Genomic DNA, 18,047 nt, shown 5'->3' with positions numbered 1-18,047 from the left:
CCCGCCGACTCCCGCAAGCCGCGGAAAGGCGGGCGCTTCGAACCATCGCGGCCTAAGGGCCGCTCCTACCAATCCGGGAACGCCCCTCAACCATACCGGAGTCGGTCAAAAAAATATCAATAACCATCCCGTCGAATTGTACGCGGTTCCGTTACACGAGCCCGCATCGATCCCTACACCAGAATCAAGATCGCCCGATGGTCCCGGGGATCGGCCTGCCTCAGCATTTTCCTTACCACTCGTTGACCAGGAGTTTCCGCCCATGACCCGCAGCGAACTGTTCGAACTGGCCTCCCTCCAAGCCCTCTGCCTGGGCGGCGCGCTGGCCCTGCTCTCCACCCTCACCGGCCTCGCCCTGCACTTCGGCACCCTGGAGGTCGGCGGCGCCGCGACCGGCTGCGGGCTCGTCGCCGTCGCCCTCACCGCCCTCCACCAGGAGTAAGGATTTCCTTACACGCTCGTCGATAATTCCTACCGACAAATCAAGATTCCCCGATACCTTCGGCACGGTGGTTCGCCCACCCTTGGAGGGGACTAACCAAACGCGGGGATATCGCCATGCCTCTCTCCACCGGTCTCTACCTGCACGGCGGCGAACGCCACTTCGGCGGCGGCGCCCATTCGCTCAAGGCGCTGGTCGGCTCCGAGGTGGCGGTCACCGCGTGGCACCCCGGACGGCGCATCGGGGCGATGTGCCGCTACTCCCTGCCGCGCCACGACGACGGAGGCGTAGCGACGAGCGGCCTCTACGGCGACGAAAACCTGTTCGGTCTGGTGGTCGATTTCCATCGCCTGGAGATCAACCTCGGCGAGCTGGAGGTGGGCATCTTCGGCGGCGCCGACCTGTTCAGCGAGGGGGCGCCGGAGCTGTTCAACGTCGGCTGGCGCAACGTCGAGGTGGCCCACGCGTTCTGTCGTGAGATCGGCGTGCATCCGCGCCACCTCCACATCGGCGACCGCATCCACCGCCTGGTGACCCTGGAGCTGCGCCACGGCGGGGTGAACGTCCGCCGCCAGGACGGGGAGACCGGCCGGTGGTAACCGCCATGAAGCGGATCGTGGTGATCGACGACGACGGCGCCAGCCGTACCCGCGTCGCCACCCTGCTGGAGCAGGCGGGTTTCGGGGTAATCACCACGGACGGCGGCAACGACGGGGTCGCCGCCGTCCACGCGGAGTCCGCGGCGCTGGTCATCACCGAGATGCTGACCCCGCGCGGCGACGGCCTGGAGACCATTCGCCGGCTGCACCGCGAACACCCGGAGGTGCCGGTCATCGCACTGGCCGGCATCTCCTCCGCGAACCCCTACCCGGGGGCCGGCTGGCTGCTCGACGCGGCCATGGTGATGGGCGCGAAGGTGGCGCTGAACAAGCCGTTTACCGACGAGGGGCTGCTCGCGGCCGTCACCGAGGCGCTGGGCTGAACACCTCCCCGGCGCCCCGCGCGCCGCAACGGCTACACTTCCAACCTGACATTGACCAGGAGCAAGGAAACCGGCGCGGTCGCGCACGCGCCGCGGGCAGATGGAAATCAACGAAGAACGACCACAGAGGGCGACGGCCGACCGATATCACCCGTTCACCCGACCGTTTGAGACGAACCCGACCACCACGCCGATGACCTCCCGCCCCTGCCCACCGCGACGCGGTCTCTCCGCCCTCGCCGCCGCCCTGCTGCTGCTCGCCCCCCCCGCCCACGCCGAAACGGATGCGGACGCCATCGACCTCGGCACCCTCACGGTGAGCGGCATACGCCCCAGCCTCGCCAGCGCCCAACGGCGCAAGCGGGAGGCCGCGGGGGTGGTCGACGCGATCGTCGCCGAGGAGATCGGCAAGCTGCCCGATCGCAGCATCGGCGAGGCGCTCTCGCGGGTCACCGGGGTGCAGATTGCCCGCGATCGCGGCGAGGGGGGGACGGTGGCGGTGCGCGGCCTCACCCAACTGGAGGCGACCCTCAACGGGCGCGAGATCTTCACCGCGGGCTGGGGCCGCAATCTCGACTTCAACGACCTGCCGGCCGAGCTGGTGGCGGGGATCGACGTCCACAAGAGCGTCTCCGCCGAACGCATCGAGGGGGGGATCGGCGGCACCATCGACCTGCGCACCTACCGCCCCTTCGACTTCGCCGGGCGACGCCTCGCGGTCACCGCCGGGGCGATCCATGGCGATCTGGCGGACGAGACCCGCGGGCGGCTCTCGCTGCTCGCCAGCGACCGCTGGCGGACCCGGGCCGGCGAGGTGGGCGCGCTGTTGAGTCTCTCCACTCAGCAGCGGCCTTGGCGCGAGGACCAGAAGAGCACCGGCGCCCCCACCCCCCGCGACGACCTGATCGCCGGACGCACCCTGCTCGTCCCCAACGGCAGCTCGGAGACCACCAGCCGCGGGCTGCGCGAGCGCAACGCGCTCGACCTGGTGCTCCAGTGGCGTCCGAACGATGCCCTCGAACTCTATGCCGAGGCGACCGGCGGCGAGCTGCGGACCGACCAGGACTCCTACCAGCTCAACGCCTCCACCTCGTCGACCTTCCTCATCGACAGCCTGGCGCGGTTCCCGGCGAGCGACGACCTCCAGCGGATCACCTGGAGCGACGCCCCGATCTCGATCCTCAGCTTCGCCCGCGACACCGTCGACCGCACCGGCCAACTGGCGGCGGGCGGGCGCTGGGTCGGCGACGCGCTGACCCTGTCGGCCGACCTGAGCCGCACCGAGAGCCGCAACGAGCTGCTCTTCGCCGGCCCCTTCCTCGCCGCCGACGCGGCGCGCTTCAGCCAGGACCTCGCCGGCGACCTGCCCGCCACCGCGGTGAGCGGCACCGACCTGCTCGACCCGGCCAACCTCCGCTACACCGGCATCGCCTACCGCTACCGACCGTTCCGGGGCGACCTCACCGCCGCCCGCCTCGACGGCGAGTACTTCCTCGACCTCGGCCCGCTGGAGTCGATCGAGGCCGGCCTGCGCCTCGCCCGCCGCGGCGCCGACAACGCCCCCGGACTGATCTTCGCCGACGCCTCGGTGAGCGGCATCGGCGCGGCCGACCGGCCCGGCTACCTGATCGCCAACCCCTACCCCACCCTCCTCCCCGGCGAGGGGGCGTCGAGCATCGGCCACTACCGGGTCGGCGACCCCACCCTGCCGTGGGCGAGCGAGGCGCTGCGCCAGCAGTTCGGCATCACCACGCCGATCGCCGCCAGCGGCGACCCGCTGGGGGTGTGGCGGGTCCACGAGGAGACCCGCGCGGGCTACCTGAAGGCCAACTTCGCCGGCAGGGTCCTGCCCGTCGACGGCAACCTCGGCGTGCGCGTGGTGACCACCCGCGAGGCGCTCTCCGGTCACCAGTCGCGCCCCGGCGACGGCAGCGTGGAACCCATCGCCATCGACCACCGCTACACCGACACGCTGCCCAGCCTCAACCTGCGCTACCGCCTCGGCGGCGGTTGGCAACTGCGCGCGGCGCTCGCCCGGTCGATCACCCGCCCCGACTTCAACCAGCTCTCACCGTCGCTGAGCCTGCTGCAGAACTCCCTCGACCCGACCCTCAACCAGGGCAGCGCCGGCAACCCCGAGCTGCAACCGGTGCGCGCCGACAACCTGGACCTGGCGATCGAGCGCTACCTCGGCCCCACCACCGCGCTGCACGCCACCCTCTTCGCCAAGCGGGTGGACGGCTTCGTGGTCAACGAGAGCAACCCCGAGCTGCACGACGGCGCGCTCTACCAGGTGAGCCGCCCGTACAACGCCAACCACGCCGAGATCCGCGGCCTGGAGCTGGGCTGGCAGCACTTCTTCGACCGGCTCCCCGGCGGCCTGCGCGGCTTCGGCGTGCAGGCCAACTACACCTACATCGACAGCACCACCTTCGACGCCACCCTCGGCACCGACGTGCCGCTGCAAAATCTCTCGCGCCACAGCGCCAACCTGGTGGGGCTCTACGAGCGCGGCCCGCTCTCGGCGCGCCTCGCCTACAACTGGCGCGACGACTTCCTCAGCGGCGTCACCAACCTCGTCGGCGTCGGCGCGCTGCCGATCTACACCGAGGGCTACGGCTGGCTCGACGGCTCGCTCAGCTGGCGGGCGCGCGACGACCTCACCCTCACCCTCGCCGCCGGCAACCTCCTCGGCACCGTGCGCCGCGCCTATTACGGCACCCGCAACCACCCGCAGAGCAGCTGGCTCAACGACACCCGGCTCAGCCTCAGCGTGACGGCCCGTTTCTGACCTGCTCCCGTAGTGCGCTTTGTCCCCGCGAATGCAGTATTCCGGCTAGGGGAGCCGTTAGCGCCCCTTCGCCGAGCGTCTCGCCGCCATGGCCAGGGCCTACGACACCCGCGCCATGGAAACGTATCTGCAACAGGTTTTACAACGGGAGCCCGCTCCATGACCGAAACCACCGCGCGCCATACCGTCCTGCTGGTGGACGATTCGCCCGCCAACCTGGCGCGGGTGTTGGAGAGCCTCGAACGGGAGGGGCACATGACCCGCAGAAACCGGAGCGATTCGCGAATGAACCCTGCCGCGACGCGCTTCGGGAAACACGAAACACGGGCGTCATCGTTCCTTCCGCGTCCTCAGGGAAGCCGGATACGAAACGGAACCACTTGAGCGGAGCGGAGGGCAGCCGGAGGGTGTTCGGGGTCGCGGATTGCCGCCCGTCCTCCGGGCGAGAGATGTCGGTTCAATTCGATCATCTTCTCCTGCAATCCCTCCTCCCCCACCAGCCGATCCCACATCAGGCGCGAGAGCCGCACGCACGCACCCATCGGCGAGCGGGCGCGCCTGCGTTCCATATCCGCGCGAAACTGGGTGCCCTCCAATCCCCGACGACATCGGGATGGTGCGCCCTCGATCATCCCCCGCACGAGTTCGCGCCACGCCTCGTCGAACCGCTCGGGCTGCTCCGCCGCCAGGCGCATCCACCAGTCGAAATGCTCGATGAAGTCATCGTGGGCGAGCGCCTCGTCGGCCGCGTTTCGGGTCATCAGAACACCTCCCATTCACTGCCGTCACCCGCATCGGGAGCGGCGATCGCCACACGGGCCTTGGCGGGGATCGCCTTCGGCTTGGCGCGGGAGCGTGCGGGTCCACCGGCAGCCGGGCGGCGAGCCGGCGCGGCAGCGGCGTTGCCGATGTTGAAGAAACCCATCCGGCGATCCAGTTCGGCGGCCTGCTCCTCCAGGGACTCGGAAGCCGCCGCCGCCTCCTCCACCAGGGCGGCGTTCTGCTGGGTCACCTCGTCCATCTGCATCACCGCCTTGTTCACCTGCTCGATCCCGGAGGACTGCTCGGCGCTGGCGGCGGCGATCTCGGCGACGATGTCGGAGACCTTCTTCACCCCCTCGACGATGCCGGTAAGCGCCGCCCCGGTCTCGTCCACCAGCCGCGAGCCCTCCTCCACCTTGCCCACCGAGTCCTTGATCAGCTCGGAGATCTCCTTGGCGGAATCGGCGGAGCGCTGCGCCAGCTTGCGCACCTCCTGGGCCACCACCGCGAAGCCGCGGCCCTGGTCGCCGGCACGGGCCGCCTCCACCGCCGCGTTGAGCGCCAGCAGGTTGGTCTGGAAGGCGATCTCGTCGATCACCCCGATGATGTCGGCGATCTTCTTGCTGGAAGCATTGATCGCCCCCATGGCGGCCACCGCACGGCCCACTACCTCGCCACCGTGCTCGGCCTGATCGTGGGCCTCGGTGGAGAGCTGGTTGGCCTGGCGGGCGTTGTCGGCGTTCTGCTTCACCGTCGAGGTGAGCTGCTCCATGCTGGAGGCGGTCTCCTCCAAGCTGGAGGCCTGCTCCTCGGTGCGCTGGGAGAGGTCGGAATTGCCCGCGGCGATCTCGCCGGACGCCCCGGCGATCGCATCCGCCCCCTCCCGTACGCCGGCCACCACCTCGTGGAGCTTCTCCTTCATCTCGCGCAGGGCGGCGAGCAGGCGGCCGATCTCGTTGTCGGAGTCCGCCTCGATGTGGCCGGTGAGGTCGCCGCCGGCGATCGCCCGAGCCAGCTCCCCGGCGCGGGTCAGCGGCACATCGATGGCGCGGATCAGCAGGAACGCCACCACCGCCACCACCAGCAGCGCGACGACGATGGCGATGCCGGTGGCCACGCTGGTGAATTCGAAGTCCGCCTCCGCCTCGTCGTAGGTCGACTTGGCGACGTCCAACTGAAGCCGCTGGAGCTTCTCCGCGATCTCCGCGACCTCTTTGAACAGCGGCCCCACCTTCTTCACCGCGTGGAGACCCAGCCGGTCGTAATCCCGCGCCTTGATCATCTCCAACGCGGGGGTCAGTCCCTCATCGACGAAGCGCTTACGCGCCGCGGCGTACTCGCGGGCCAACACCGCCTCCTCGGGGGTAAGCCGGGTGGCCATGTAGGCCTCCCAGATCCCGGCGATCTCGGCGAGCTTCCCGGAAATCGCGTCGGCATGCATATCGACGCCGTGGCCCTGCTCATGCACCGCGCTCTGGGGAACCCGTGCATCGTGTTGGGTCGCCAGCAATACCTGCATCTGGATCCCAAGCATCCGCTCGTTGATGGTCGCGATCTGGCCCAGCGGAACGGTGCGATCCTGGTAGACCGTGCGCAGGCCCTCGTTACTGTGGGACATCCCCTGCAACCCGACGAAGGAGAGCACCACCATCAGGGTGACCAGGAAACCGATGGTGAGGATCAAGCGCAGCTTGATGGTCATGTTTTTCATCTTCGCCTCCCTCTCGGGTGAGCGCGGGTTGAGTGGTTGCGGGCCGGATTCGGCCTCGGAGTTCGCCGAACGAGGTCTCCCGGCCATAGGGTAGGGATGGGTCCGTCCAAAAACGGTACGCGAACGAGCATACCGGTTGTCCGTAACCCCATGCACAGCCCTCTCCGGACAGGGTGGACCCTCCCCAACAACCGAGAGCCGTTGTTTTTCCATCTAAATTTTGGAATAGCGTAGGAAAATCCCTACAACGAGTTCCTATATCCCTATAGCAAAATAATCCTTGCCCTACCCCCGAAGCGGCCTCCTCGTCCATCGTCGCCTCCCTCTTCCGGACGCCCCCTCCACCCGGGGAACGCGGCAGTCGAATCACCACCTCCGCCCCCCGTCCCACCCCCTCGCTCCGTGCCTCGATGGCGCCGCCGAGCGACAGGACGAAATTGGCGACCGAATGAAGCCCCATTCCCGTCTGCCGCAGCTTGGTGCTCGATCCCGACAGGAAGATCTCCTGCAACCGCTCGCGGGCGATACCGCAGCCGTTGTCCGCCACCCGGATCTCCAGCACCCCGTCGACCGCCGGCGCCCCCTGCTCGACCGTGGTGACCCGGCAGGCGAAGCGCTCGGCCGCCGGCGCCGGCGCCTCCCCGGCGAAACGGCGCAGCTCCCCGATCGCCGACGACGGCGCGGAAGGCCTCCACCACCCCCGGTTCGTCGTCGGCGACCAGGATGCGGCAACGAATCGACCCGCTCACCGCCGCGCCGCCCCCTCCCCAAACAGCGGCTTGATCATCAACGCCACCTTCCGTTCACCGTGCAGGATCACCAGATTGAGCATCACCGGCAGGTACTCCCCGTCGAAGGTGATCAGCTCGGCGGCGAAATTGACCATCTCCAACTCGGTCAGCGACGAGCGGATCATCTCCATGATGTCGACGCCCCCGACCAGCCGCTCCAGCGATTCGTTCAGCAACGCGGCGCAGGGATACTGGAGCAGGTGCAGCGCGCGCGCATTCCACCCCTGCACCGAACCGGCGAGATACCGAGAAGGACCTCGAGTCCGATGCCGTATTTCTCCAGCGTGTCGGACTGGATCACCGCCGCGTCGGCGAGGCGTCGAACAGCCGTTCGGTCAATTCGAAATCGTCGAGGAGTTCAAGAACCCGGGCGGTGAGGAGGGTGGAATAGGCGACCACCCGTTGCCGCGAGCGAACGTCGTTCGGGGATCACGTCGCGGTCGCGGGGGAAGGGGCGTAGCGGGCGAGGGCGTCGAGCAGTTGCCGCTTCTTCAACGGTTTCACCAGGTGCTCGTCGCAACCCGCCTCGCGGGAGAGAGCGGCATGTTCGGTCAGCGCGTGGGCGGTGAGCGCCAGGATCGGCCGGCGGGGGCGCTGGTGGTGGCGCTCCCAGGTGCGGATCTCGCGGGTGGCGGTGTAGCCATCCTTGAGCGGCATCTCGATATCCATCAGCACCAGACCGACCGCGCCGTCGCGCTCGACGTAGCGCCGCACCGCCTGTTCGCCGTCGCCGACCACCTCCAGCTCGATCGCTTGGCGGGCGACGAAGATGCGCAGCAGTTCCACGTTGTCGGGGCTGTCCTCGGCGAGCAAGACCCGCATGCCGGCGGTGGAGGCCGACAGCGCGCGGCGCTCGTTGCGACGGCGCGCCTCGTGATTGAGCGCCAGCCGCAACCCGCGCCGCAGCAGTTGATCGTCATGGCGATCGGGGACGGGGATCACTCCCAGCCCGCGCAGGCGCAGCAACTCCTCCCGGTTGTGCAGCGCGGCACACAGCAGGATCGACATCCCCGCCAGCACCGGTTCGGCGCGCAACGCCTCCAGCTCGGCGATCAGGGCGCCATGCGCCAGCGCCTCGTGGTGGACGAAGAGGATGTCGCAGGGCGCGCGCGCCTGCTCCTCCAGGCAACGGGCGATGAATCCCCGCTGCCGTTCGACCGGGATCACCTCCGCGCCCCACGCGGCGAGACTCCGTTCGTAGAAGTCGCGGTGGATCGGGTGGTCGTGGAGGGAGAGCACCCGCCGCCCGGCGAGCAGTTGGTCGGCGCGCTCCTCGGCGTCGCTGCGCGGCAACTCCAGGGTGAAGGAGAAGGTGGTGCCGCGGCCCTCGCCACTGTGGACCGCGAGGCTCCCGTGCATCAGCCCGACCAGCCGCCGGCAGATGGACAGACCGAGACCGGTGCCACCGAATCGGCGGGTGATCGAGGAGTCGGCCTGGGTGAACGCCTGGAAGACCCGCTCGCGCTGCCCCTCGGGGATACCGATGCCGGTATCCACCACGTGGAAGGTGAGGCGCCAGCGGCCCTCCGACCCGCTTTTCCCAGCAACATCCGCGGTAGGCGGTTGGTGGGAAGCCCGGGCCAACGGCTCCCCCTCGACCAGCAGGGCAACGCTCCCCTCCTCGGTGAACTTGACCGCGTTGCCCAGCAGGTTGATCAGCACCTGGCGCAGCCGCACCGGATCGCCGACCAGCCGCGCCGGCACCGTCTCGAAACCGAAGGAGATCAGCAACAGCCCCTTCTCGAGGGCCTGCCCGCGGACGATCTCAAGGGCCTCGCCGGCGCAGCGGGCGAGGTCGAAGGGGCGCAGCTCCAGCTCCACCTGACCGGCCTCGATCTTGGAGATGTCGAGGATGTCGTTGATGATCTGCAACAGGTTCTCGCCGGCGCGGGAGAACATCGCCACGTAATGCTCCTGCTCCTCGTCGAGGACCGTCTCGCTGAGCAGGTCGGCGACGCCGAGGATGGCGTTCATCGGCGTGCGGATCTCGTGGCTCATGGTGGCGAGGAAGGCGCTCTTCGCCGCATTGGCCGCCTCGGCACTGGCCTTCGCCGCGAGCAGCTCGCGGCGGCTCGCCTGCAGCTCGCGGACGATCCGCGCCCGCTCCAGGGTGTGGCGGATGGAGCGGTCGAGGATCGACGGGGCCAGTTCGTCCTTGTTGATGAAGTCGCTCGCCCCGGCGGCGATCACCTCGACGTCGATGTCGTAGCTGCCGTAGCCGGTGATCACGATGATCGGCCGGCCGTTCGCGCGGGCCTCGACCCGCTGCAGCACATCGAGGCCGGTGATGCCGCCCTCAAGGCGGAAATCGAGGAGCACCACGTCGTGATCGCCGGCCAGGATCGCCTCGATCCCGGCGGTCGCGCTGGCGACCCACTCGACCCGGTAGTCGCCACGGGGGATCTCACTCAGATAGTCCTGGATAAGGACGTACTGGTCCTCGTCGTCGTCCACCACCAGGATGCGGATCGGCTTGCCCATCGGGTCCCCGCAATGGCGCCGCTCAGCGCCGCTCGCCGGGCAGTTCGACGATCTCGAACCAGTAGGAGCCGAGCACCTGCACCACCTTCACCAGGCCGTCGAAGGTGACCGGCTTGCGGATGTAGGAGTTGACCCCCAACTGGTAGCTGCGCAGGATGTCCTCCTCCGCCTGGGAGGTGGTCAGCACCACCACCGGGATGCGGCACAGCGCCTCGTCCTCCTTGATGATCTGCAACGCCTTGCGCCCGTCGAGGATCGGCATGTTGAGATCGAGCAGGATGATGCTCGGCTCGGGGTAGCGCTCGCGGTCGGCAAACTCCCCCTGGTGGCGCAGGTACTCCAGCAGCTTGGCGCCGTTGGGCACGCAGATGAACCGGTTGGAGAGGCGCGCCTCGCGCAGGGCGTCCTCGGCCAACATCACGTCGTCCTCGTCATCCTCCGCCATCAGGATGACCGCCGGTTTGCGCGACTCGCTCATTCGATTTCCCCCTCCGGTGGGTGTAACGGCCAAGTGGCGGTGAAGGTGGCCCCGAGACCGGGCCGCCCTTCGGCGGTGATGATACCGCCGTGGCGCGCAACAATCTTCTGGCAGATCGCCAGGCCGACGCCGCTCCCCTCATACTCCGCCCGCCCGTGGAGGCGCTGGAAGACCTGGAAGATCTGCTCGCCGTACTGCGGCTCGAAACCGATGCCGTTGTCGGCGACGCAGAGCCAGACCTGCTCGCCCGCCTCCCCTTCGGCGCGCACCCCACCGCGGATTCGCAGCTCCAGCGGCACCTCGGGCCGGCGGAACTTGATTGCGTTGGCGATCAGGTTCTGCAGCAGCTGGCGCATCTGCGACGGATCGGCCCGCACCACCGGCAGCTCGCCGATATCCCCCTGCAGCTCCAGCCCCTCGCGCTCCTCGCCCAGCTCCGCCAACACCTCCGCCGCCAGCGCCGCCAGCTCCACCGCCTCGAAGGGCTTGGCGCGAGTACTCACCCGCGAATAGAGGAGCAGATCGTTGATCAGGTTCTGCAGCCGCTCCGAGGCGCGCACCATGCGCCCCAGGTAGTCCTGCCCCTGCTCGCCGAGCTGCGCCCCGAAGCGGCTCTGCAACCGCTCACCGAAGGCGCGCACCTTGCGCAGCGGCTCCTGCAGATCGTGGGAGGCGACGTAGGCGAACTCCTCCAGCTCCCGGTTGCTGCGCTGGAGCCGCTCGGTATAGCGCTGCAAGCGCTCCTCGGCGCGCTTGCGCTGGGCGATCTCCAGCTCCATCTCGCCGATGGTCCGGCGCAGCGCCTGGTCGCTCTCCGCCAGGCGCGCGGTCATCCCGTTGAAGCGCGCGGCGAGGATGCCGATCTCGTCGTCACCCAACGACGGTAGGCGGATGGTCAGGTCGCCCTCGCTGATCCGCCGGGTGGTAACGGTGAGCTCCGCCAGGGGGCGGCTGAGGGTACGGGCGAAATGGATGGCGGCGAGGGCCAGCGCCAACAGCGCCAATCCACCGCCGGCCACCAGCCAGGTGGCGAGATGATGCACCGGAGCGAAGGCCTCGTCGTGGTCGATCTTCACCACCAGCCCCCAATCGGTCCCGGCGACCGGCTGCACCGCCGCCAGAACCAGACGGCCCCGGTAGTCGGTCGCCTCCTCCAGTTGTTCGCTCCTGCCGGCCAGGGCCATCCGGGCGACGTCGTCGCCGGCCGTCGCGGCCACCCGCCGCAGGGCGGCATCGGGGTCGAAACGCGACGGCGCCAGATAGAGGACATCGCCACTCGCAGCACGCCGCAGCAACAGGCTCTCGCCGCTCCCGCCCAACCCCGAATAGTCGTGCAGGGCTGCCACCAGGGTCGTCGTCGCCGCCTCGATCACCACCCCCCCGATGGTCTCCCCGTCCAGTTGCAGCGGCCCGGAGAGCCGCACCCCGACGCTGCCGTCGGCCGCCCGGAACAGGCGGTCGGCGCTCGCCCGGGCAAAGCCCTCGACCACCGGCGGGTCGTCGCCGCGGTCGCGCCCGACCCGTTGCGGGTCGGTGGAAGCGGCCACCCGGCCGTCGCGGCCATAGATCGAGATGGTGCGGAAATCGGCGATCGAGGCCCGGGCATCGGCGATGATCCGGGTCATCCTCGCCTGCAGCAACGCGCGGGACTCGACGGAATCCGCCTGATTGTAGCTGCGCAGGCTGAGCCGCAATTGGGTCCGACTCGCCACCAACTGGAGCCGCTCCAGATTGCGGTCGACGATGGCGCCGAGGCGGTGGCCCTGGATCGAGGCCACCGACTCCAGGTGCTGGAGCACCTCACCGGTAATGCCCTGACGGGCGGTCAGAAAGGCGAGTCCCCCCAACAGCAGCAGGGCGGCAAGGGAAGGCGGCAGAATAACCAACAGAAGTTTGGTCCGAATGGTCATCCGTCTCTCTCCCTCTCCACACCGCAACTATAGCTGGTCCACCAACCGGTATCGTTCATCGGGAACGGACCGGGAGTCGGGATGCATACGGCTCGAACCGGCTCACCCACACACTAAATGACACGAAATACATCACAACATACCGTACGCACCCACCTTTCGAGCGATTTTCCTACACGTGACTTCCTGATTTCTGAACACCACGAACCCCTATACTCACACCGCCGCACCCCTCGACCAAACGTCGGGTATGGGAAATCGATGGGCGGTGAAGGGACGCGCTGTAAGCCGCCCCTTGCAAAGTCATCAATCCACCAGCTGCCGTCTGCATAAATAAGGAGGTTTACCGGCCCGGATACTTGAAAAAGGGTAAATCTCGTGTCTATTCAAGGAATTGCTGCTCAAAGCCTGCTCACCTTCCGCAACAACCAAGGCGTCGAGGCGCGGGGAACGCTCCTCAAGCTCACCCGGTCCACCGTCGTTTTCGAGGTCTACAACCCCTATTCCATTGTCCAGCTCTCCGAAGTCCTCCAGAACCTTACTCTTCGTCATCGCGACAATATCATTTATCATGGTCGAGCAGTGGTCTCCAACTTGGTGAACACCGGCTTGATGCTGCTGGTTTCCGTGACCTTGGTCGACCCATGGTCAGATTTGACCGATCGTTTAGGTCGGCCTGGAGAACTCCATTTAGAGGTCTCTCGCTTCATCGACGACTGGAACCGCTCCTATCAGATTCGCCCGGGATACCAGCTCGCAGTCTCCAATTTGCGCTCATTTCTGGGGGAGTTTCGCCAATGGTTAGAACAGGTTGATATGGAACCGAACAGATCGGTTGAAAACAACAGTGAAGACTCCGGAGACAAGCAGGAAATTTTCGATGCGATTGCTGAACCTGCGCTTCCCCAGCTAGAAGAGCTTTTTTCGCGATTTGAGGAAGAAGCGGACAAGGTCGAAGAGCCAGAACTAACCGTCCACAAAGCGTATGTACAGCGAGATTTGCATCCACTCATGCTCCGCTCACCGTTCATTCACCGTGCATATATGAAGCCCTTGGGGTACGCGGGTGACTACGAAATGGTGAACATGATGCTCCGGGACGACCGTGAGGGGCCGAGCACGTTTGCCCAGTTGCTCAACCGGTATTACCTGAACATCGGCCCCTCTATAGCGCACCGAAATCGAATTGACATCCTTGAACAAACGCTCGTCAAAATTGCCCAAAACGCCGCAAAAGAAAACCGCCGAGCGAGAATTATGAACATCGGCTGCGGACCGGCGATCGAGGTGCAACGATTCATCGAGCGGTATCCCCTCGCCGAGCGCTGCGACTTCTCACTTATGGATTTCAATGAGCAAACCCTCTCGTATGCCAAACGCATGATTCACCAAGCGGCGGTGAAAAGCGGTAATCTCCCCAACTTCTGGTTCATCGAACAATCGGTCCACACACTGATCAAGCAGGCCGCGTCGAAAGGAGCAGATACCGAAAAGGATCGTTACGATCTGGTCTACTGCGCAGGTTTGTTCGATTACCTTTCTGATAAGGTATGCACCCGGCTGCTGGCGCTATTTTGCCAATGGGCGAGAATCGGGGGCACTGTACTCGTAACAAATGTACACCCATCCAATCCAAACCGATTTCAGATGGAACACATCGCGGAATGGTATCTCATATACCGAAGATCTGAAGAAATGGATAAGATCGCTCCTAAATGCGGGGAACGCAATATTTATCGGGATGAAAGTGGCGTCAATGTATTCATGGAAATGGTGAAATAAGAAAATGAGTGACGTACTAGCCATCGAAGACGCGTACCGCGGAGCGGTTCTCGCCAATCATCTCAAGTTCGCCAAAGTCGGTGCGGTACTCGCACTAGTGCTGATGCCGGCTGGGATCACCCTTGACCTTCTAATCTACCCAGATCGATTAGGAGATTTCTTTATCCTCCGAATGGCCTGCGATGCCGTCGTCGGCATAGCATACACTCTCTACTTTACAGATTTCGGCAAGAAATACACCCAACCCCTTACCCTTTTATGGGCGTGCCTGATCCAGGTAACACTAGCAACAATGATATTCCTCACCGAAGGTTCAATGTCCACCTACTACGCCGGATTGAACCTGGTCATCCTTGCTCTGGGTATCGTTCTACCGATCTCATTCATTGAATCGATCTTCGTTTGCAGCTTCACCGTCCTGATCTACTCTATTGCCTGCTACTTCCATCCGGATCAAATCACCGACATCAAGATCCTTTATAACAACCTTTACTTCATCGTTTTGACCAGCATCATCAGCACCACAGCCGTCTACTTCAACGAGCGACGACGCAAGAACGAGTTTTTCGCAAGCTATGCCTTAGGAACAAAAAACCAAGAGCTCGCCGAACTCGACCGCCTGAAATCGCAGTTCTTCGCCAACGTCTCCCACGAGCTGCGCACCCCGTTGACGCTGATTCTGTCCCCGATCCAGGAGCTGGTGGAACTGCGCAAGGATGTGCCGGAGACGATCCGCGAGCCGTTGAGGATCGCCCAGAGCAATGCCTATCGGCTGCTGCGCTTGGTCGACAATCTGCTGGAGATCATGCGCCTTGAGGAGGGGCCGGACAACCTGACCCGCGGGCCGGTGGAGCTGAACCGGGTCGTGGCCGAGCAGGCGGACGGGTTGGCCCACATCGCGGCCTCGAAGGGCGTGCGGCTGGAACGGGCGTTGGATGGGGAGCCATTGGTGATCGCCGGCGATACCGGCGCGCTGGAGCGGATCGTGGTCAATCTGCTCAACAATGCGGTGAAGTTCACCGACCGGGGGGATTGGGTCCGGGTGACGACGCGGCGCGAGGGTGACCACGCGGTCGTCACGGTGGCGGACGGCGGTATCGGCATCGCGGCGGAAGAGCTTCCCTACGTCTTCGATCGCTTCCGCCAGGCCGATGGCTCGACCACGCGACGCTACCAGGGGACCGGCCTGGGGCTCTCCCTGGTGAGGATGCTGGTGGATGAACTCGGTGGGCAGGTAACCGCCGAGAGCACGCCCGGGGTCGGCAGCACCTTTCGCGTGTCCCTCCCGCTGGTGGACCGGGACGAGCTGGAGGCGGACGACGCCACGCCGACGGTGCGGGGCGACGAGTTGGAGAGGCTTCATCAGCGGGCGGCCCGCTACGTGACCGGCAGCGACGGATGGGAGGAGAGCCCCTCCCCCGCCATCGCCGCCGGCAGTGCGGATGAGCGCGGGGGCGAACCGCCGCGGGTGCTGGTCATCGAAGACGACGAGAGCATGCGCCGCTATCTGAAGCGGGTCATGGAGGCCGAGGGCTTTCGCGTCGCCCTGGCCGCCGACGGCGAGGCCGGCATCCGGTCCGCCATCGAGCAGCAGCCGGCGTTGATCCTGCTGGACCTGATGATGCCGCGGGTCGACGGCTTCGAGGTCACCCGCCGGCTACGCGGCGAGGCGTCGCTCGGCAATACGCGGATCATCCTGATGACCGCCAAGGAGGGCAAGGCGATTCAGGTGCAGGCCCTGGAGGGGGGGGCGGACGACTTCGTGCCGAAGCCGTTCATGCTGCCGGAGCTGCGCGCGCGGGTGCGCAATCTGGTGGAGCGGCACCGGCTCTTCAATGAAGTGGAGAGCAAGAATCATCAACTCTCCACGGCCCTCCACGATCTGCACCGGGCCCAGGCCCAACTGATCCACTCGGAGAAGCTCAACGCCTTGGGCACGCTCGCGGCCGGCATGCTCCACGAGATCACCAATCCCCTCAACTTTACGACCTTGGCGCTCGGTGTGCTGAAGGACGATCCGCTCGTCATGGAGGACGAGGATCGGCGGGAGGCGGTCGCCGACATCGAGGATGGCATGGAGCGGATCGGTGACATCGTGGACGATCTCGGCACCTTCGCCCACCCTTCCGGCGAGGGCGTGGGCGCCACTTTTCCGGTGGAGAAGGCGGTGAGGGTCGCCATGAGGTCGACGAAGAGGGCGGCGGAGGGGATCGATGTGGTCACCGAGATCGCCCCTTGCCATACCGCCAGGGGCGCGCTATCCCACATCATCCAGGTGCTGATCAACCTGATCAGCAACGCCGCGAAGGCGATCCGCGAAGCGGACCGGGGAGCGGAAGGGGTGATCCGCGTGAGTTGCGAGCCCGTCGGCGAATCCCTGCGCTTTTCCGTATGGGACAACGGTACCGGGATTCCGCAGGAGCGGTTGTCGAAGGTCTTCGATCCCTTTTTCACCACCCGCGAGGTCGGCGAAGGGATGGGCATGGGATTGAGCGTCAGCCACACCATTGTCGAGAATCACGGCAGCGAGTTGCGCGTCGAGAGCGTCTGCGGCGAGTGGACGAGGTTCTCGTTCGACCTGCCGATCGGGGACCGATCTCCCGCGGTTCCACATCGAGTTTACGAAACGTAACGGCTCGTCACGGAACGAACCGCGGATTGACGCAGATCGGATTGAACCTTGCTCTGCGAAAATCTAGTCGTCCCCTCCCGCAACCGAGGTATCCGCATCCATGCAAAGCCCCATTGACTACCAACGCTTCGCCGTGCTCTTCGTCGATGACGAGGAGCCGGCGTTGCGCGTGTTCAAACGCTACTACTCCCGCGACCTGCGGGTCTTTACCGCGCCGAGCGTCGATGCCGCAACGGAGGTGCTGGAGGCCCACGGCGGGGAGATCGGCGTGCTGCTCACCGATCAGCGGATGCCGGGAAAGCCGGGCGTGGAGCTGCTCGACCGAGTGCGGGAGCACCACCCTGAAATCGTGCGCATCCTCACCACCGGCTATACCAACCTGCCGGAGACCATCGAAGCGGTCAATCGGGGAGAGATCCATCGTTACATCCCCAAGCCCTGGAAGCCGGAGCAGCTGTTGACGGAGCTGAAGCAGGCCCTGGAACTCTTCGCCCTGCGCCGCGAGCGGGACCTCCTGCTGGAGGAGAAGCTCAGCGTGCGCCAGCGGCAGGCCCAGACCGATCGCATGCGCGATCTGCTCACCATGATCGGCTCGCTGCATCGTCTGCGACGCTCCCGACCGGCGTTGCGGGCCTTCGTCACCCACCTGACCGACCTCGCCGCGGCCGTGCCGGGGACGGCGTCACGAGGATGGGAGCCGGAAGGGGCGTGGGAGACGACCCATCGGGAAACCGACAGCCTGTTCTGGCTGGGGCGCCATATCGCACGGCTACTCGACGGCGACTACGCGCTGGATGAGGAGATCGAGCCGCTGTCGACCCTGGAAGGCGTGTTCGAGCGGATCGATAGCGAGACCGAACGCCGCTTTCCCCCCACCCTGCCCGCCATCCGCGGAAACCGGGGGGCGTTCAGTACGCTCATCGGACTTCTGCTCCAGGAGGCGGAAAAAGTGCGCAGCGAGCCCTCGCCGGTGTTGGCCGCGGAGGAGGAGAACGACGGAATTCGCCTGACGGTCGACGTCCCCGGCCCGGTCTGCTTCCCCGCCGAGGGCTCCCTCCTCACTTCGGCGCCCCCTGGCATCGAGGCCACCGGCCGCCCGTTTCACGGCGACCTGTTTACCGCCTACCTCATCACCTATCACCTGGGGGGCGCGTTCAAGATCCGTTACGGGGACGGCTTGACCTATCAGGTGGAGCTGCCCGCCGATCCGCTCTCCGTCGAGGAGGAGGAGATGGAACCGGATTGGATGGATGAAGTTCTGGTTCGGTTCGAGGGCTGGGGCGAG

The 18,047-nt window shown here is 66.1% G+C and carries 14 protein-coding genes; 7 read left to right on the top strand and 7 right to left on the bottom strand.

The features are described from left to right. Window positions 1-262: 262 nt before the first annotated feature. The 4 genes from ACYQ2W_RS20830 to ACYQ2W_RS20815 all read left to right on the top strand — a co-directional run bounded on the left by ACYQ2W_RS20830 (window position 263) and on the right by ACYQ2W_RS20815 (window position 4,215). Window positions 263-442 carry a hypothetical protein gene (locus tag ACYQ2W_RS20830; RefSeq protein WP_459871666.1) on the top strand — a complete coding sequence of 60 codons (180 nt, stop codon included), beginning with the start codon at window positions 263-265 and terminating at the stop codon, window positions 440-442. Window positions 443-558: 116 nt separating this feature from the next. After that, window positions 559-1,041 (top strand): chemotaxis protein CheD, encoded by a 483-nt coding sequence (locus tag ACYQ2W_RS20825; protein ID WP_459871663.1) that lies wholly within the window; start codon window positions 559-561, stop codon window positions 1,039-1,041. After that, window positions 1,035-1,424 (top strand): response regulator, encoded by a 390-nt coding sequence (locus ACYQ2W_RS20820; protein ID WP_459871660.1) that lies wholly within the window; start codon window positions 1,035-1,037, stop codon window positions 1,422-1,424. The genes ACYQ2W_RS20825 and ACYQ2W_RS20820 overlap by 7 nt, the downstream gene beginning before the upstream one ends. A gap of 193 nt (window positions 1,425-1,617) precedes the next feature. After that, window positions 1,618-4,215: a TonB-dependent receptor gene (locus tag ACYQ2W_RS20815; protein ID WP_459871657.1), complete on the top strand. Its 2,598-nt coding sequence runs from the start codon at window positions 1,618-1,620 to the stop codon at window positions 4,213-4,215. A gap of 350 nt (window positions 4,216-4,565) precedes the next feature. Here the strand turns inward: ACYQ2W_RS20815 and ACYQ2W_RS20810 are convergent, their stop codons facing one another. The 7 genes from ACYQ2W_RS20810 to ACYQ2W_RS20780 all read right to left on the bottom strand — a co-directional run bounded on the left by ACYQ2W_RS20810 (window position 4,566) and on the right by ACYQ2W_RS20780 (window position 12,348). Continuing rightward, the gene (locus tag ACYQ2W_RS20810; RefSeq protein ID WP_459871654.1) at window positions 4,566-4,976 is read right to left on the bottom strand and encodes a DUF3135 domain-containing protein; all 411 of its coding nucleotides are present in this window, start codon (window positions 4,974-4,976) and stop codon (window positions 4,566-4,568) included. Continuing rightward, window positions 4,976-6,688 (bottom strand): methyl-accepting chemotaxis protein, encoded by a 1,713-nt coding sequence (locus ACYQ2W_RS20805; protein WP_459871651.1) that lies wholly within the window; start codon window positions 6,686-6,688, stop codon window positions 4,976-4,978. The genes ACYQ2W_RS20810 and ACYQ2W_RS20805 overlap by 1 nt, the downstream gene beginning before the upstream one ends. Then, window positions 6,582-7,346 carry an ATP-binding protein gene (locus ACYQ2W_RS20800; RefSeq protein ID WP_459871669.1) on the bottom strand — a complete coding sequence of 255 codons (765 nt, stop codon included), beginning with the start codon at window positions 7,344-7,346 and terminating at the stop codon, window positions 6,582-6,584. The genes ACYQ2W_RS20805 and ACYQ2W_RS20800 overlap by 107 nt, the downstream gene beginning before the upstream one ends. A gap of 87 nt (window positions 7,347-7,433) precedes the next feature. Beyond that, complete coding sequence (locus ACYQ2W_RS20795) at window positions 7,434-7,709, bottom strand: hypothetical protein (RefSeq protein WP_459871649.1); 276 nt, start codon at window positions 7,707-7,709, stop codon at window positions 7,434-7,436. A gap of 199 nt (window positions 7,710-7,908) precedes the next feature. Continuing rightward, window positions 7,909-9,960, bottom strand: a complete 2,052-nt coding sequence (locus ACYQ2W_RS20790) for a response regulator (RefSeq protein WP_459871646.1) — start codon at window positions 9,958-9,960, stop codon at window positions 7,909-7,911. 22 nt (window positions 9,961-9,982) lie between these two features. Next, on the bottom strand, window positions 9,983-10,438 hold the full coding sequence (locus ACYQ2W_RS20785; RefSeq protein ID WP_459871644.1) for a response regulator: 456 nt from the start codon (window positions 10,436-10,438) through the stop codon (window positions 9,983-9,985). After that, a complete protein-coding gene (locus ACYQ2W_RS20780) occupies window positions 10,435-12,348 on the bottom strand; it encodes a sensor histidine kinase (RefSeq protein ID WP_459871642.1) in 1,914 nt (637 codons plus the stop codon). The genes ACYQ2W_RS20785 and ACYQ2W_RS20780 overlap by 4 nt, the downstream gene beginning before the upstream one ends. A 378-nt stretch (window positions 12,349-12,726) precedes the next feature. On the opposite strand from ACYQ2W_RS20780, the gene ACYQ2W_RS20775 reads away from it, so the two are divergent. From ACYQ2W_RS20775 to ACYQ2W_RS20765, 3 genes are all read left to right on the top strand, one after another. Next, on the top strand, window positions 12,727-14,130 hold the full coding sequence (locus tag ACYQ2W_RS20775; protein ID WP_459871640.1) for a class I SAM-dependent methyltransferase: 1,404 nt from the start codon (window positions 12,727-12,729) through the stop codon (window positions 14,128-14,130). Between the two features lie 4 nt (window positions 14,131-14,134). Then, on the top strand, window positions 14,135-16,762 hold the full coding sequence (locus ACYQ2W_RS20770) for an ATP-binding protein (RefSeq protein WP_488193053.1): 2,628 nt from the start codon (window positions 14,135-14,137) through the stop codon (window positions 16,760-16,762). Between the two features lie 100 nt (window positions 16,763-16,862). Continuing rightward, window positions 16,863-18,047 (top strand): response regulator (locus ACYQ2W_RS20765; RefSeq protein WP_459871635.1); only part of this gene is annotated, 1,185 nt, incomplete at its 3' end.

The sequence above is a fragment of the Endothiovibrio diazotrophicus genome, from assembly GCF_054657215.1.
This window is presented reverse-complemented; position numbering and strand designations above follow the sequence as displayed.